Source organism: Gluconobacter sp. OJA (assembly GCF_039638325.1).
GTDB lineage: Bacteria > Pseudomonadota > Alphaproteobacteria > Acetobacterales > Acetobacteraceae > Gluconobacter > Gluconobacter cerinus.
The window spans coordinates 539,439-556,308 of the sequence record NZ_JBDIWI010000001.1 but is presented as its reverse complement, the minus strand read 5'-3'; the positions used below and the strand labels follow the sequence as shown (position 1 = coordinate 556,308).

The following is a 16,870-nucleotide window of genomic DNA, read 5'->3' as shown; positions in this document are numbered from 1 at the left end:
ATGCTTTTCAGAAATCCACACCTGCCTGCGCAAACACATAGCGGCCCGGAATAAAGCCCGAATACTGCGCCACAGCCGTATTGGATGCGCCATCCACCACGAAAGGTGGTTGCCTGTTGAACAGGTTGTTGATGCCCGTATTAAACGTCCACCGACCCGCTCGATACCCCACCGTCACATCCTGAAGGAAGACGCCCGGTGAGCGCGTACGCCCGGCCGTCTGCGGTGCCAGATCGTTCGTCCCGTCATTCCAGTGCATCCCGCCAATATATTGCACCATGTAGGTCAGGCTGAACGCGCCATGCTGCCAACTGACCGTAGTGTAGCTCCGCTCGCGCGGCATCCCGCTGCCAGACAGGTAGAGCAGTCGTCCTGTATAATTCCGCCACGCCCCGCCCGGCGTGTACTGCTGGAAATACCCGATCAACTGCTGATAGTTTTCGGACAGGGACAGACTGTCCTGTCGCCCCAGACGCATCCGGTATGTCAGGTCGATATCCAGACCGTTCGTGCGCAGGCCACCAAGATTCTGCTGAACGGCAGAAATCGCCGTAAGCTGCCCGCTTGTGGACCGTGGCGAGACCAGCGAGCAAAGCTGGGGCTCCGTTCCCGTATAGCATCCGTCCAGAATATACTGCGTACCCGGTGCTGAAATCATGTTCTGCAACGTATAGTGCCAGTATTCTACGGATAGCGAGAGATGCGGCACCCAGTGGGGTGTGACGACTGTTCCGATTGTATAGGTACGGCCCGTTTCTGGCTTTAGAGCCGCATTTCCGCCCGACAGCGTGGGCAACTGCCCCACGAACGCCGAATTGAACGTCTCGGGGTTGATCCCTTCAGACAGGCACCTTGCCCGAACCGTCCCAGCCCGCGCTCCATAGGCTCCAGCCTGACTGCATGGATCGGACGCAGACGGATAGCTCAGCGTCCGCCCCCCGTAGAGACTGTAGATGCTGGGTTGCCGGTAGGACGTTCCCAGCGTCGCGCGGAAAGCTATGTCCTGAACAGGCGCCCAGTGCAGCCCGACCTTCCAGTTCTTCGTCGTCCCGAATGTATTATAGGCCGAGATACGGCCCTGAAGATCCACAGTCAGATCCCGGGCCAGAAAAGCATGTTCGAGAAGCGGGATTTTTCCTTCGACATACCCTTCCGTCACATGAAAACCGCCACCCGTATAAGCCGTGGTTGCACCCGTTGAGTCCCCACGCTCCACAACTGGATCAGGCTTGTAGCTTAGCTGCTCGCTCCGGTGTTCCATCCCGAATGCGAGACCGACCTGACCTCCGTGGCGATATGGCAGGCTCAGAACATGATTGTTATGAAAGCGCAGATTGACGTCCCGCATCTGGTAATCCGCGTGGTCGCGCTGCGTAAACCGGACGTAATTTACAGCCTGCTCTGAATACGATGCGAACGGGTTTTGCAGAATGCAGCCTGAAGCAGCCACACAGATATCCGGATTATATCGCACCGCACTCGACGAACGGGATGGATCAAGCTGTTCCGTGCCTGTCGTTTCCAGCAGATGGCGATAGTTGACCATATTCTGCGTCTGCGCCGTCAACTGACTGACGCCGTAAGTCATAGAGGCATCATACTGCCAGTCCCCGACAATGCGTCCTTTGGCACCACCAATGACCGTCCAGGTATCCACAGCAAAATCATTTTGCCGGTATCCGACATCTTCCATCCGCTTCGTCACAGCGTAATCCTTACCCCATGGATTATCAGGGCTATCCGCTGGAATGATCCAGGAAGACGGAAGACTGGAAGGCGGGATGCTTCCTTGCACAGGAGATGGGGAAAGCTGCCGGGACGCCGTAGTGTGACTGTAACGAACGTTGGAATACAGCGTGATGTGTGAGTTCAGATCGTAATGGGTATCACCAGACAAGGCCGCATTCTGATGATAGTTCTGGAGCATTGAGCCTTCAGCGAAATTATACAGATCTGAAGACTGAAAGGCCCGAAAACTGCCATTGCCGTCAGGGACCATGCGCTTGCCTGTCACCGGGTTAAACGCCACGCCTGATGGGATAATGGAGGAGCCAAAACCTGGCGCTCCAGAAGCCGGATTGTCGTTCTGCGGCAGCGCAGCCCATCGTCGATCCCCTGAAGAAATCGGTCCAGTCGTATCGTACTGACCAAACAGCGTGACGTTGCCGCGGCCATGATCGAAATTGAAGCCCTTGTAACCAGAAATCAGCCCGGATCGACTGTCTCCATATTGTGTGATGCCGCCCTTGATCGTCAGGTTTCCTCCCGTCAGATCATGTTTCAGGCGGATATTGATGACGCCTGAGACAGCATCCGCTCCGTAAAGCTCGGAACCCCCATCCTTCAGGATCTCGATCCGGTCGATCTGCTGCACGGGAATAGCGTTGAGATCCACACATTCCGAGCCGGCATTCATCGCCGTACGCTTGCCATCAATCAGGATCAGAACACGCCCCTGCCCCAGATTGCGCAGGTCTGTGCAGGACACACCCCCACCGCCGTTCGTGCGGGTATTGGGTGTTCCTGATGAGCCGACAGAGGGCAGACGGGTCAGATAGTCTCCAAGAGAAATGGCCGAAGTCTTCTGAATATCCTTCGCCGAAATGATTTGAACCGGATTGGCGGTCTTGTTCCCCGCCCCTCCAAGATAAGATCCCGTTACAACGATATCCTCGGACTTCGAGGACTTTAGGGTCTCTGTCCGGTCATCTGCAAAGACGACAGGGCTCCACATCATGCTGCCAATCAGAGCCGGATAAAAAGGACGAACAGCTTTCCGAAAAGGACGGACAGACATGGGGGATACACACTCGGACATTATGTTACGATATAACATATCTCTAGTGACCGACGGTGCCGTCATTCAAGCGACAAACAATGACCATCCCGTTGCGTCTGGTGTCATGGGACACACGGTCGTGCTTTGCGCGATGTTATGATAGACAGATCTTCCCCTTTTCCGACAGCGCAGCAGCAAGACCGATCCATGCCAAAGAGTCCGTTCCTTCTCGAAGCCCAGGCACGCGGCCTGATTTTCCAGTGCACCGACCTCGAAGCCCTCGATGAAGCCATGTTGGCTGGACCGATTACTGCCTATGTAGGCTTTGACCCGACGGCAGACTCCCTGCATGTGGGCAATGCTATGTCCATCATGGCGCTGCGCCTGTTGCAGAAGCATGGTCATCGCCCAATTGCCCTGATGGGTGGCGGCACGGCAAAGATTGGTGATCCGTCCTTCCGTGACGAAGCCCGTTCGCTCATGACGAACGACACCATCGCGCATAACATCGCTGGCATTGAGCAGTCCCTGCGCCAGTTCATCACCTTCAGCGATGAAGACCCGTCCAGCGGTGCTATCCTCGCCAATAATGCGGAATGGCTGGATAAGCTGTCCTACATCAATCTGCTACAGGACGTCGGCGTTCATTTCTCCATCAGCCGTATGCTGTCTTTCGAGAGTGTGAAGCAGCGTCTGGACCGTGAGCAGGGCCTGACGTTCCTGGAGTTCAACTACTCCATCCTCCAGTCTTACGATTTCCGTGAACTGAACCGCCGCCATGGTGCCGTGCTTCAGATGGGCGGCTCGGACCAGTGGGGCAACATTGTCGCCGGTATCGACCTGACGCGCCGCACTGATGGCAAGCAGGTGTTTGGTCTCACCACGCCTCTCGTCACCACGTCGTCCGGCGTGAAGATGGGCAAGTCCGCACAGGGCGCCACATGGCTCCGTGCCGAGAAGCGCTCGGTCTTTGACTACTGGCAGTTCTGGCGCAACACGGAAGACGCCGATGTCGGCCGCTTCCTCAAACTTTTCACGGATCTGCCTGTGGAAGAATGCGAGCGACTGGGCGCACTTGAAGGGGCCGAGATCAACGAGGCCAAGAAGATCCTCGCCACGGAAGCGACTGCGATCTGTCACGGACGCACGGCTGCAGAAGAGGCTGCCGAGACGGCCCGCAAGGTCTTCGAACAGGGCTCCACAACGGCAGCTCTTCCGGAAATCGATCTTCCCGCCAATATGCTGGCCGAAGGTCTACCGGCGTTCCGCGTGTTTCAGGAGGCCGGACTGGCCGCCAGTGGCGGGGAGGCCCGTAGGCTGATCCGTGGCGGTGGTGGCCGCGTCAATGACGTCGTCATTTCCGATGAAAACCAGGTCTTCACGCTCGAGGATCTGCGGGAAGGCACGCTGAAGGTCTCTTCCGGCAAAAAGAAGCACATTCTTATCCGTCCGGTCTGAATCTGACAGATGTCATGACCTTGTCATGACGTCCTTCACTGTTTCGGATCATGGCTTGTGTCATAATCTTTCCGAAACAGTGGAGTCCGCGGTCGTGACAAATCAGAAAAACTGGAAAGCTCTTTCCACCGATGCCGCCGGACTGCTGTTCGCCGTCGTCTGGGCAGCACGCGGTGCCATGGCAGCGCATGTTTCCACAATGGCCATGGCCATCCCGATTGCTGTCATCACGCTAGCCTTGCTTGCCGGGTTTGCCAGACGCGACCTGATCCAGTGTCGCCCCGAGCGCATTTGGGACGCGGCCCTGCTGCGCCGTGTAAAGATCATGCGCATCATTGCCATTACTGTAATGATTACCTCCGTCCGCAGCACGCATCATCCGGAACTTCTTTACCCGCTGCTCGGATGCATTATTGGCCTTTCGTACATCCCTATGGGCCGCGCGATGCACGAACCCATTCACGTCATCATGGGTTTTGTGATTGTCAGCGTGTCAGCTCTTTCTTTCCTGCTTCCAGAACCGCTACATCTTGAAGTTGCAGGCTTTGGAACTGCTCTGGCCATCTGGGTCGGTGCCGTTATCCGTCTGCGCAATTCCGGAACCCTGTCCTTTCTGCCGAAGAACGCCTTGCCCTCATGACAGAAATAGAGACCTTCATCCCGCTTCCTGGAAACAAGGAAGACAACTGGCCGAGCTTCAACCGGTATCGGGTCTCTTATCTCGTTTATCTTCTGATCTACCCTATTCCCTGGTTGATCCATGGAGCACCCACCCTTCCGGCAGCCCTGTTTTCTGCTGGGGCAACAGGCATTTTCCTGCTGCTGTATTTCGCGCCTTACCGCAATGACCGGTATTATGGGCTGCCAGAAATCATCTTCACGGCCCTTATCGGATTTGCGACCGCTTGGACGCAGGGCGACTGGCTGGTCTTCAATATTTATGCCACCGCCATGTGCGCCTGTTTCAGGCAGATGCGGCAAGCTGTCCTGACAATTGTATGTTTGCAGATCGCCCTGTTCGCGTTTGTCTGGCTTCAGGACAAGTCCATGCTCCACGCGAGCATCGGGGCCTTCTTTAGCATCATCACCTATATCGGGACGTGGATGCAGTGGAAGCTGGGCCTGCAAAACCTGCAACTCCGCAAGGCACAACACGAAATCCGTACGCTGGCCGCTACAGCAGAGCGCGAGCGTATCGCGCGGGATGTACATGATCTTCTGGGCCATTCCCTGACTGTCATTTCAGTCAAAGCCGAGTTGGCCAACCGCCTGTTCGAGACTCACCCCGACCGCGCGCAACGGGAACTTCAGGACATTACGCAGATTGCCCGAACGTCTTTGAAAGAAGTCCGTGAGGCCGTCACCGGCATGAATGGTGCGTCCCTTCAGCATGAGCTGGAGCGCGCGCGCAAGGCGCTTGAAGCAGCATCCATCAGTCTGACCATCCATCACGCTGAGCGCCTTGAAGATCACCCACAAAGCAGCGTTCTCGCGATGGCATTGCGAGAGGCCGTCACGAATGTGATCCGTCATTCCGGTGCGCGACATTGCACCATCAGTTTTGACTGTGATGCTGGGGGGCAACCCTGTGCCATTCGCATTGAAGATGATGGCGCCCAGCAGTCAGGCCGGTCTCCGGCCCCTCCGCAGGAAGGAAACGGCCTTCGTGGCATGAGAACACGTCTTGCCGCTGCGGGAGGATCTTTAATGCTAAGCCATACCTCAAGCGGCCTCCGACTCACAGCGAGTATTACCCCATGATCCGCCTTATTCTGGCCGAAGACCAAGCCATGCTTCTGGATGCTTTTGAAGCGCTTCTTGGCCTTGAAGAAGACATTCAGATCGTGGGGCGCGCACCAGATGGACAACGGGCGCTCCAGCTCGCGGCCGACCTGCGCCCGGATGTCATCATCACAGACATCGAAATGCCGAACATGACAGGCATTGAACTGGCAGAAAAAATTCGGGAGCAGGGCCTTCCAAGCCGTGTCATGATCGTGACGACCTTTGGCCGTGCCGGATATCTGCGCCGTGCCCTTCAGGCAGGCGTGCGGGGATACATGCTCAAGGATGCCCCGATTACGCAACTTGCAGACGCTATTCGGAAAGTCGCTTCCGGGGGACGGGCCATTGCATCAGATCTGGCAGAATCTGTCTGGGATGCCCTGCCCGACCCGTTGTCAGACCGTGAACGGTCCATGCTCCGTCTGGCTGAAGCCGGGCGCACGAACAAGGAGATTGCCGAAGAGCTCTCGCTGTCAGCCGGGACAGTCCGTAACTACTTCTCGGAAATTGTTCAGAAACTCGATGCCCGTAACCGGATTGAAGCCGGGCGCGTCGCCCGGCAGAACGGCTGGCTCTGACCCCAGCCGCAACGCGGGCTCAGGACGGCGCAAATCCCTGCACGCCAACCTGAAGCACAAACAATGACCCGGCTGCGCACATGAACAGATGGTCGCGTTTCGGGCCACCGAACGTCAGGTTTGAGCACCCCTGCGGCAAGCGAAGCCGACCAATGAGCTTGCCCGCCGGATTAAAAACAAACACCCCGCATAAGCCGAGCGGACCCGACGCGCCACACCACAAGTTCCCGAATACATCCACACGAATGCCATCCGGGTTCATCTGCGCACCATTCAGCTTCATGTCCGCAAAAATGCGCCCGTTGGTAAGGCTGCTGCCATTCACGTCATAGACATGGATCGCCTGATCGCCACCCGCTTTCTGCCCCGGCCCTTTAGGCGTCGAAACGACGTAAAGCTTTTTGTAGTCGGGAGAAAAACACAAGCCATTCGGATCAAGTAGATCCTTTTCCTGCAAAACAGCCTGAAGCGTTCCATCCGGGGCAATGCGAAAGACATGGTCACGCTGTCGTTTGGTCCCGCCAATTTCACCCGTCAGTTCACGGCCAATATTCCAGCGAATTTTTCCGTCCGGATTGGTGGGCCCACCGGGTTCATCCGCATGACCTTCCGTAATGTTCGTGCCGTAACCAGGGTCCGTGAACCACAAGCTTCCATCGGGGTGAGGCACAACATCGTTGGGGGAATTCAGGCCCTTGCCTTCAAACCTATCAGCGAGAACCTTAACACTTCCGTCGTGCTCCCACCGCACGACGCGCCGGAAAAAGTCTTCACAGACAACAAGCCGACCATCGAAATCAAAGCAGTTCCCATTGGCTGCATAGCCATCGGGGCGGAAATCCGTGATTTCTCCAGTTTCCCAGATATAGCGTAACGCACGGGAGCGAATAACATCACTGAGAACCAGAAAGCGCCCTTCACTGCTCCATGCAGGACCTTCCAACCAACCGCCCTGATCCCACACGCGACGAATGGGGGCCGCGAAATACGTCAAATCACGAAACGAGGGATCAATCGCAATTACGTCAGGGTCAGGCAGATAACTGGGACCTGCTTTCTCGCCCCACGCTCTAGGTGGCTGGCTGATAACACTCGGCGGCTCTACTGCCCCCTGAGGCTGAGTCGCTTTGGCTTTGGCGGCACCAAGACAGACCAGCCCCGCCGCCCCCGATAAAACCGCGCGGCGCGCCAGAAGAACACCTGACCGGCTATTCCCGTCAGTCTGAACACTCGTTTCGTCAGACATCGTCCCTCTCCAAATAGAACGTGCCTATTCTCGTTGTTTTCCTGAGAGGCGAAAATCAAAATTTCGGAATAACCAAGAAATACCAGAGAATTTCGAGAAAAACGTCTACCGCGCTTCAGCCTCGATCAGACGCACCACGAGGTCCATGATCCGTTTTTCGCTATAGGACGCAACCGCCCGCTGCCGCCCCCGCTCTCCCATAACGCGCGCCAGAGGCAGATCCTGTGTCACTGTTCTCAGCGCCCGAGCCAAGGGCGCAGACAGGCCGGGAGGCACCACAAAGCCGGTCTGCCCATCCACGACCTGTTCTCGTGGACCGCGAACATTGGTCGCCACTACAGGCAACTCCGTCAGCATCGCTTCAATGACGGACATGGGAAGCCCTTCAAAGTGGCTTGGAAGCGCAAACACGTCTGCGGCGGCAAGAAGATCTGACACATCTTCCCGATAACCCAGCATCCGCAACCGCGGACCCAAGAGCTGTCTGGCTCTGTCAAACGCGGGCCCGAGGGCATCGCCATGATCAGATGGCAGCCGTTCCCCCACAACCCAGAGTTCAGCTCCTGGCACATCTTCCATGGCTCGGAGAAGTTCAGGATGGCCTTTGTGGCGCACCAGTCGCGAAACCACGATGACCACGGGGCGATCCTCCGGAACTCCCAACTCCCTGCGGATACGGGCCCGTACCAAGGGATTGGCATGATAGCGCTTGGGGTCACGGCCATTACCAATAGCAACGGGATGCGCATTCAGGTGCAGGCGTCGTGCGTCCCGTGCCTCTTCAACCGAGACGGTCATGTAGAGATCCGTGATCCGACCTGCGGCCCATTCCAGAACAACGGAGAGCACCCGGCGGGCCAAAGATCCAGGTTGATTGAACAGAAAGCCATGACAGGTGTAGGCAATGATCCTGACACCACAAAGACGTGCAGCAAGCCTCGCCAGAATGCCACTGATGGGCATATGTCCATGCACGACGTCAGGCTTCTCCCGGCGAATAAGCCGGATCAGCGCGACAAACGCGCGAAGCTGCGCAACCGGTGACAATGAGCGCGCCATCGGCACGGCATGAACGACAAACCCATTTGCACGTACTGGCGCCAGATGGGGGCCTTCCGCACAGGCCCCCTGAACCTCATGCCCGGCGGCACGAAGCGCCTTCATTAAGGGAAACAGGAACTGGCGCAGAGAGAAATCAACGTTTGTGATTTCAAGGATTTTCACAACAGCACCTTTATTCCGGGATACGTTCCAGAAGCCAGGTTACTGTCTGGGAGACAACCTGAAGTGGTTTTGAAGGTGCCGCAGGTTTGGCATTTTCCTGCGCTTCTCCACCATTCTCGGCTACCTCTTCCGCCGCAGGAACAACGCGCCTGAGAGAAGCAATAACGATTTGCTTGGTCTCTTCACGCCGACCGCGCGCCAGATAGACGTCATCTTCGAGCAGCAGCATGCCGCCCTTCTGACGGAAGCGCCAGATCATGCCGCCCACCTGAAGAATTATATCTTCGTCGTCCCGTGTGACATGCACGTCCGGGTGAATATGGAACCGCAGGGCAAACGGCGTCTCGCGCTCACCTTCAAGAACTTCCTGCCCGCGCAGGTCTTCTCCGTCCGCCCCAAGATAGAGACGTCGCGTCCACTTCATTCCAAGCGGCGGATGATACCCGTCATGAGACAGATCCAGCCAATGGGCTTCCCCACTGCTTTGATGCTCGCATGTGACATGCGCCGGACGCCGCGTGACATGTCCGTCAGGCCCGAAGTCTGAGGACGACAGACCATCCGCGACCAGAACCGTATGCGCTGCACTGGCTCTCAGAGCCTGCGCCCATGCCCCCACCTGCGCACTGCCGCAATTGACGAAAAGACGATGCCGCTGGTTTGAAAACTCGAAAGACAACGTGCCAGCATGCGCTGCCTGATCATAACTGGTCGGTGGAGGCGCACCGCTATCCACAATCAGCAGAGACTTCCCGAGCGCCAGCCGGGTAAATTTCCCCTGATGCATGGCGGGCGCAATCAGCTTCTGCCTGGAGCCCTGCGCCAGAACATCTTCCACCATCGCGCTGTAACGCTCGTTGGAACCATTAAAAACGGCCAGACCACCATCACCATGACGCATGGCACGCAACACCGGGCAGACTCTGTCCAGGGCCACATCAATAAAGGGCGGTACGCTCGAATGCGCTGTGCGGAACATCACGGACATTTCTGCCAACTCACGCGCCGTCTGATATTGTGCCTCCGGAGACCGCTCAGCAACCGTCCCATCGGAAAGAATCAGACGTTCAATTTCCGCTGGAAGGTAACGCAGGAAGCGCGTCATGAACCCGCTGTGATCCGGCATAGCCAGAGCCGCAGCAAGCAGGCCCCGCAAGGCCGTCAGCCCACGCCAGCCTTGCGGTTCAAGTGGCAAAAGGGCGGCAATGGTCCGCCCCTCTACCAACATCCGATCCATGATTTTTTGCTGAAGTTTACGGTCCGCCGAAGCCAGGCAGAACTCGTGGTTTGCCAGCCAGGATGAGAGGCGCGCACCTGTTACGCAGGCATCCTTGACCAGCGGATCCGTTGGAGGATGCGATACCCAGTCCGCGACAAGCGCGCGGGCCGTCATGCGGGCATCGTCACTGCCTAATGCGCGCAGATCCCGCAGCCATGCAAAACTTTGCAGCCACTGTTTTGCAGGTTCCGGCCAAGGGCCGCGTTCCCACTTTCCGCGTGGCAGATCGTAGTCCTGCCGCTCAAACCGAAAGCGACCCGCGACAAGGCGGGCGCCCTGCTCGGCGTCCCCCTTCCACGGGTCACGATAAATATAAACCGGTCCCTCTGAAGTTCCGCCACCAACGGGCAGTCGTGCGAGTGAAAGTCGTGCGTCCTGAATCCAGCGACGAATGGGCATCAGGCGCTGTCTTCCTTGAACGGGCCTTCAAGTGCATGAATGGCTGAATCACGGTCCGGCTTACCAAAGACGGCAGACCCTGCCACCAGCATCCGCGCTCCGGCAGCCACCACTTTTGGGGCTGTGACCGGGTCAATGCCGCCATCAACCGCCAGCACGATATCACGGCCACTGTCTTCAATCATGCGCGACAGGGTTCGGATTTTTGGCAGCTGGCTTTCCAGAAAGCTCTGGCCGCCAAACCCGGGATTCACTGTCATGACCAGAATGATGTCTACCAGATCAAGCACCTCTGACAGTGCTTCTGGCGGCGTCCCCGGACAGATCGCAATTCCCGGGCGGCAACCAAGCGCACGGATGGTCTGAAGCGTCCGGTGAATATGGGGGGCGTTTTCCACGTGCACCGTAATGTGATCCGCGCCAGCCTTGGCTGTTGCTTCCAGATACGGATCCACTGGATCGATCATCAGGTGCACGTCGAACTTCGCATCGGTATGCTTTCGCAAGGCCGAGATCACCCCAGGACCGAACGAGATGTTCGGCACGAAATGACCGTCCATTACATCCAGATGTAACCAGGGCGCGCGAGAGATGGATGCAATCTCATCTCCAAGACGGGCGAAGTCGGCAGCCAGCAGGCTGGGGGCGACAATGATCGGGGATCGTTCTGTCATGTTGTTATGTATCGGCAAAGCAACCTCCAGACGCAAGACAGTTCCGCACATCCCCGCGCGTTCGTGAGCGAGTACCGCCGACGAGGCCCTCAGGAACTCAACCGCTGCTGATGCGTCCTCATCAGACTGTCTGACTACTACCACCGTAGTATGGAGTTTTTATGACCGATCGCCTCTCCCCCATTCTGCTTAGTAGAGACGCCTGGATCCGCCGACCATCTCACCGGGCTTGGCTCGAAATGCAGGGCCGTCGGTTGCTGGATTTCAGCAAGGAAGGTTGTATCGACGGGGGGTTTGCAGGGCTGGATATGGAGGGCCATCTTCCTGAAGGCGCCAAAGCAGAAGCAACCCTGACTGCGCGGTGCGTCCACGCTTATGCGACTGCGGAACTCCAGGGCATTCCAGGAAGCGCGCCGCTCGTCGCACATGGCGTAAATGCGCTCATGACATCCTTTCGGGACCAGCAGCACGGAGGCTGGAACCACTTCGCGGATCAGCCTCATGAGCGCAAGCAGGCCTATCTGCATGCGTTCGTCGCACTTGCCGCGTCCTCTGCTGTTCTGATCGGGGTGGAAGGTGCAAACGCACTTCTCAAGGATGCCATCCATCAGATCGAGACGCATTTCTGGTCTGAAGACGAAGGCGTCATGCGCGAGAGCTTCGCAGACGACTGGTCTGACGAAGAGAACTATCGCGGGGCCAACAGTAACATGCATTCCACAGAAGCCTTCATGGCTCTTGCGGATGTTACAGGTGATGTGAAGTGGTTGCGCCGCGCGCTGCGGATCGTCACCCGGTTTGTGCATGAACTGGCCCCACAGCAGGGCTTCGCAATGCCCGAGCACTTCAACCGAAATTGGGATCTGCTGCAGAATTATCATGAAGACAAACCTACGGACGATCTACGCCCTTACGGCATGACACCGGGTCATTTCGTTGAATGGTCTCACCTGACCGTGAAACTGGAAGCAGCTCTACTCCGCAGAGGCGAAACAGCTCCAGGCTGGATGCTTCATGACGCACAGGCGCTCTTCGAAACCGGCATGAAATCAGGCTGGAACGTCGATGGTCTTCCCGGAATGGTTTACACAATTGACTGGGATCACAAACCCCATGTGCCCTCCCGCGTCCACTGGGCTCATGCAGAAGCGCTAACTGCGGCGATCAACCTGTATAAGCGCACGGGAAATCCACATTACGAGCACTGGTATCGCACGATCTGGGATTATATCGACACAACCCTCGTCGATCGGGATTTTGGAAGCTGGTTCAACGAAGTCAGCCCAGAAGGCGAGCCAACAGAGCATATCTACAAAGGTAAAGGCGACCTTTACCACGCCTACCAATCCACTCTGGCACCGATGATGCCCTTGGCTCCGTCACTCGCAACAGCGATCGAACAGATTGGCGTGCCTTACTGAGCAGGCGCCGGTTTCGTCACCCAGTATACCGGGAGCGCCACGGCCTCCCGGAACAAATAGTAGAGTTCAGGCAGCCGAAAGACTTTCGGATAAGCGCCTGACACGTCTTTCACGCCAGCATGCCGCAATGCCCATTCTGCCCGCATGATATGAAACCACTGCGAAACGACGACAGCCCCTTCCGGCGCTTCCTGCGCAACATGCAGAGCCGTCAGCCAGGTATTGTTTCCCTGTGAATCAACGATGATCGCTTCTGCCGGAACACCGTGATTTTCCAGCCAGTGCGCCATGATTTCAGCTTCATCCTGATGATTGGCAGTTTCCACAGCTCCACTCACCATCAGTTCCCGAACGCGCTTTTCCTTCCAGAGTGACAATCCGGTTTTCAGACGGTCCTGCAAAGCTGGCTTTGGCACGCCCGCATCCGTGACGGCTGTGCCGAAAATGACGCCCATTTCTGCGGGGCTGGCAGAAGCACGCATACCCGTTACGGCAACGCATGCGCACCAACTCGCACATACAATACCGCCAGCCAACGCCGCTGCCGCAATCCGCTTTCCCCAGCGAACGGTCACGAGTGCTTCTCGCCCTGCTGCTCCCGCATGCGCAGGATGTATAACAACGCCACCACTGCCGCCAAAAAGCCTGACAGTGCTCCGACACCCAGGGACCACCGTGGCCCAAAATAATTGGCAACCCATCCCACAACGGGGGCACCAAATGGGGATGACCCTGCAAAAACAGCAAACCGGATGGCCAGCACGCGTCCTCGCATGGATGGGTCGCTCGAAAGCTGCATGAAGCTGTTACTGGTGGCTGTAAATGTCAGAGATGATACGCCGGTAATGAGCAACGTGCAGGCAAAAAGCCAGTATGTCGGGGCCAATGCTCCCAACAGGCAACCCACACCAAAAATCAATGAACCATTCAGCAGAACGTCAAAATCTGCCTTTTTACGACCTGCTGCCAGAAAGCCCCCCAGAATGGTGCCCACGGCCATGGCGGAATTCAGAATTCCATAACCATGCGCGCCGACGTGAAACACGCCAACTGCCATGGTCGCAATAAAGATCGGGAAATTGAGACCAAACGCTCCGATAATGAACAACATAATCAGAATCGTCCGAAGATCCTCGCGCGCCCAGACGTAGCGCAGTCCGCTGGTCAGGGCGTTGCGCTCGGTTTCTCTCGCCCTGGCATGCCGAAACAGGTCTTCACGGCGAATAAAGAGCAAAGAGCCCATGACGCCGAAAAACGAAAGGCCGTTCAAAACAAACGACCAGCCTGAACCAATTTCCGCAATGCAGAACCCTGCCACCGCAGGCCCGATCATCCGTCCAGCGTTGTAGGACATGGAATTGATGGCCACGGCATTGGGAAGATCAGTCTCTCCCACCAACTCACCGACAAACGTCTGACGAACAGGACTGTCAAACGCGGCGACACAGCCACTCAGGAAAGCAAACAGATCCACCTGCCAGAGACGGACCGATCCCGTAACGACGAGAAGGCCCAGTGCAACGGCCAGCACACCCAAAGCACCTTGGGTAAAAAGCAGAAATCGATGCTTCTCAACCCGGTCCGCAATCAGTCCGGTCCAGAGCATAAGCAAAAGAGGCGGGGCAAGCTGGAGGGCCATCACGATGCCAATGGCCATGGCATCGTGATGGGTCAATTCAGTGAGAACAAGCCAGTCCTGCGTCGTGAACTGCATCCATGTTCCGATGTTGGAGAACAGTGCTCCCCAGACCCAGACACGATAATTGCGCCGCCCCAGAGAGCGGAAAGTGTCACCCAGCATCAGGGGACACTCCAGGCTGAAAACAACAGGAAGACGGACAGACTGGCATCCACCCACTGTCAGGAATCTTACATTGGATGTCGAGGGTTATTCCGCAAGAATGACCCTCACATCATGATTACAGGTGTCCCTGTTCCAGTTCCTGAGCAAGGGCATCGGCATGATAGACGGTCTTGAGTGCAGCCATGATGGCGCTCGTATCCGTCGAAACCGCTCTATTGCGCTCGCCATCGTAATAAAGATCGCCAGCCAGACTATCGAGATTACCGTCGAAAATCAGGCCCACCACATCGCCCTGCCGGTTAATGACCGGGGAGCCTGAATTTCCACCCACAATATCATTCGTCGAAACAAAATCGAGATTCGTGGACAGTGTCAGATGAGGCTTCGCATCCAGCCAGACCTGCGGGAGGCGGAACGGATCGCTCCCGGTCGCATGTTTGTACATCCCGGCAAAATTTGTGAAGGGCGCAATCGTCTTGGCACCATCCTGCCAACCTTTGACGGTGCCGTAAGACAGTCTTGGTGAGAATGTAGCATCTGGATAAAGCGTATCTGCCTTTCCTTCTGCCTGTGCGCGCGCAAACTGGGCACGGGCAATCGCACCTTGAGCTTCATGCATTGGTGCTTCGATCTGATCACGGCTTCGATTGCGGATCACATCCAGAACCGGCTGCAACTGACGGGCTAGAACAATCATCGGGTCCGTAGAAGCCTGAATGGCCTTTACACCACCCTTATACAACGCGAGGCGCTGTGCAGGATCAGCAAGCTTCGTTCCCTGCATCAGCTCCGCAGCGCGTTCATCCGGGCTTTTTGTGCCGAGAACCAGATGCACGGCAGCATCATCCTCACCCAGCATCTGACGCATCGTGGTCATGCCCAGAGCCAGCGTCATGGTTTCCAGATCGACATGCACCGGCACTTTGGCAGAAATTTCAGCTTCAAGTTCAGCCAGTTCGGCATCGTGGTAGCCCGCACGACGCTCGGCATCCGGCTTCTGTCGCTCCTGCGCGGCTGATACCAGCATGACAGCATCACCCAGCAGGCCATGAACTGTACGGGCAATGGCAAAGTCATGGCCATAAGACTGGCGCTGTATGGCCAGTGCAGCCTCCACTTTTTTGAACGGCTCGCCATAGATCTTGCGGCGCTCGGCATCCGCATCAATCCAGGCCTGTAGAGCACGATCTTCCGCTTCACGCTTTTCCATGACGCCGGGTTCCCGCAGGGCCTTCACGGTGCCCGACAGAGATTTCAGGCCGTTCTGAACGCCGAACAGCGTATTTTGCGCTTCAATCAGATGTTCCTTGCTTTCACGTGAATACTGCCAGAGCGCCCCTTCGCTGGTAGAATACACCCCAATGATGGTTGGCAGGATAATGTCCCGCTGGAACGTCAATGCACTGGCCGGAAGAGACCGCTGCGTTCGCCCCGGATTACCAGACGTGAACACCAGCTCTCCTGCTTTTGGCCCTTTCGGATCAAACTTGAAGAAAGGTGTGTGGACCGGCTTACCGTCCTCAAACACCCGCAACATCGACAGATCGATATCGTACCGTGGGAAGGTAAAATTGTCCGGATCGCCACCGAAAAATGCGATATCCTGATCCGGCGCCATCACAAGACGCACATCCTGATATCGACGATAGCGATAGAGCGCAGTTTGACCACCGTGATAGAGCGTCACGACATCACACCGCCAGCGTGTTGCATCTCCGCCCGCACATTCCTTCGTCAGAACGCTACTGGCAGCCTGAAGCGCCTTTGCATAATCCGCACCGTGCTTGCCTGAGGTCATGTCAGCGACACGGCCTGTCACGTCTTTCACCTGATCCAGACGATCCAGTTCCATACCCGGACATTGCGGCTCTTTGGAAACATCTGCTGCCGAAAAACCATCATGAAAATAATCGTGCGTCTTGTCCGACAGGTCGGTCAGGCAGGTATTGGCACAATGATGATTTGTCATCACCAACCCATCACCAGAGACAAAAGACGCCGAGCATCCTTCTGCCAGACGTGCTGAAGACTGAATGACGTGGTTGATCCATTCAGCCGAAGGCTCGAAGCCATATTGCTGCTTCAACTGACGGGCTGGCAGATGATCGAACGTCCACATTCCTTCCTCGGCCCGAGCTGAACCGAGGGCTGTGCCTGCAATGAGCAGAGTAGGTAACAGGCGCTTCACAACACGCATGACAGATCCTAGAAATGTTATCTTAT

13 protein-coding genes are annotated in these 16,870 nt (G+C 56.7%); 5 read left to right on the top strand and 8 right to left on the bottom strand.

Going from position 1 to position 16,870, the window contains the following annotated elements; all coding sequences use genetic code 11:
• Positions 1-7: 7 nt before the first annotated feature.
• Positions 8-2,797, bottom strand: a complete 2,790-nt coding sequence (locus tag ABDK75_RS02545) for a TonB-dependent receptor domain-containing protein (protein ID WP_346004885.1) — start codon at positions 2,795-2,797, stop codon at positions 8-10.
• 189 nt (positions 2,798-2,986) lie between these two features.
• Between ABDK75_RS02545 and tyrS the strand changes: the two genes are divergently transcribed.
• From tyrS to ABDK75_RS02525, 4 genes are all read left to right on the top strand, one after another.
• The gene (gene tyrS / locus ABDK75_RS02540) at positions 2,987-4,237 is read left to right on the top strand and encodes a tyrosine--tRNA ligase (RefSeq protein ID WP_346004884.1); all 1,251 of its coding nucleotides are present in this window, start codon (positions 2,987-2,989) and stop codon (positions 4,235-4,237) included.
• 94 nt (positions 4,238-4,331) lie between these two features.
• Positions 4,332-4,877 carry a hypothetical protein gene (locus ABDK75_RS02535; RefSeq protein ID WP_339406165.1) on the top strand — a complete coding sequence of 182 codons (546 nt, stop codon included), beginning with the start codon at positions 4,332-4,334 and terminating at the stop codon, positions 4,875-4,877.
• Positions 4,874-5,998: a sensor histidine kinase gene (locus ABDK75_RS02530; RefSeq protein WP_264649112.1), complete on the top strand. Its 1,125-nt coding sequence runs from the start codon at positions 4,874-4,876 to the stop codon at positions 5,996-5,998. The genes ABDK75_RS02535 and ABDK75_RS02530 overlap by 4 nt, the downstream gene beginning before the upstream one ends.
• On the top strand, positions 5,995-6,600 hold the full coding sequence (locus tag ABDK75_RS02525; RefSeq protein WP_211500537.1) for a response regulator transcription factor: 606 nt from the start codon (positions 5,995-5,997) through the stop codon (positions 6,598-6,600). The genes ABDK75_RS02530 and ABDK75_RS02525 overlap by 4 nt, the downstream gene beginning before the upstream one ends.
• A gap of 19 nt (positions 6,601-6,619) precedes the next feature.
• On the opposite strand, the gene ABDK75_RS02520 is transcribed toward ABDK75_RS02525, so the two are convergent.
• From ABDK75_RS02520 to rpe, 4 genes are all read right to left on the bottom strand, one after another.
• Complete coding sequence (locus tag ABDK75_RS02520) at positions 6,620-7,846, bottom strand: SMP-30/gluconolactonase/LRE family protein (RefSeq protein WP_346004883.1); 1,227 nt, start codon at positions 7,844-7,846, stop codon at positions 6,620-6,622.
• Between the two features lie 105 nt (positions 7,847-7,951).
• Positions 7,952-9,070 carry a glycosyltransferase family 4 protein gene (locus ABDK75_RS02515; protein WP_346004882.1) on the bottom strand — a complete coding sequence of 373 codons (1,119 nt, stop codon included), beginning with the start codon at positions 9,068-9,070 and terminating at the stop codon, positions 7,952-7,954.
• Positions 9,071-9,080: 10 nt separating this feature from the next.
• A complete protein-coding gene (locus ABDK75_RS02510) occupies positions 9,081-10,748 on the bottom strand; it encodes a heparinase II/III family protein (RefSeq protein WP_346004881.1) in 1,668 nt (555 codons plus the stop codon).
• Entirely contained in the window at positions 10,748-11,422 is a 675-nt protein-coding gene (rpe, locus tag ABDK75_RS02505; RefSeq protein ID WP_046900742.1) for a ribulose-phosphate 3-epimerase, read from the bottom strand. The genes ABDK75_RS02510 and rpe overlap by 1 nt, the downstream gene beginning before the upstream one ends.
• A 161-nt stretch (positions 11,423-11,583) precedes the next feature.
• On the opposite strand from rpe, the gene ABDK75_RS02500 reads away from it, so the two are divergent.
• Positions 11,584-12,843, top strand: a complete 1,260-nt coding sequence (locus ABDK75_RS02500) for an AGE family epimerase/isomerase (protein ID WP_346004880.1) — start codon at positions 11,584-11,586, stop codon at positions 12,841-12,843.
• Here the strand turns inward: ABDK75_RS02500 and ABDK75_RS02495 are convergent.
• The 3 genes from ABDK75_RS02495 to ABDK75_RS02485 all read right to left on the bottom strand — a co-directional run bounded on the left by ABDK75_RS02495 (position 12,837) and on the right by ABDK75_RS02485 (position 16,844).
• Positions 12,837-13,418, bottom strand: coding sequence for a YdcF family protein (locus tag ABDK75_RS02495; RefSeq protein ID WP_346004879.1), 582 nt, complete (start codon positions 13,416-13,418; stop codon positions 12,837-12,839). The genes ABDK75_RS02500 and ABDK75_RS02495 overlap by 7 nt on opposite strands.
• Positions 13,415-14,644: an MFS transporter gene (locus tag ABDK75_RS02490; protein WP_211508271.1), complete on the bottom strand. Its 1,230-nt coding sequence runs from the start codon at positions 14,642-14,644 to the stop codon at positions 13,415-13,417. The genes ABDK75_RS02495 and ABDK75_RS02490 overlap by 4 nt, the downstream gene beginning before the upstream one ends.
• Positions 14,645-14,762: 118 nt before the next feature.
• Positions 14,763-16,844: a S46 family peptidase gene (locus tag ABDK75_RS02485; protein WP_346004878.1), complete on the bottom strand. Its 2,082-nt coding sequence runs from the start codon at positions 16,842-16,844 to the stop codon at positions 14,763-14,765.
• Between the last annotated feature and the right edge of the window lie 26 nt (positions 16,845-16,870).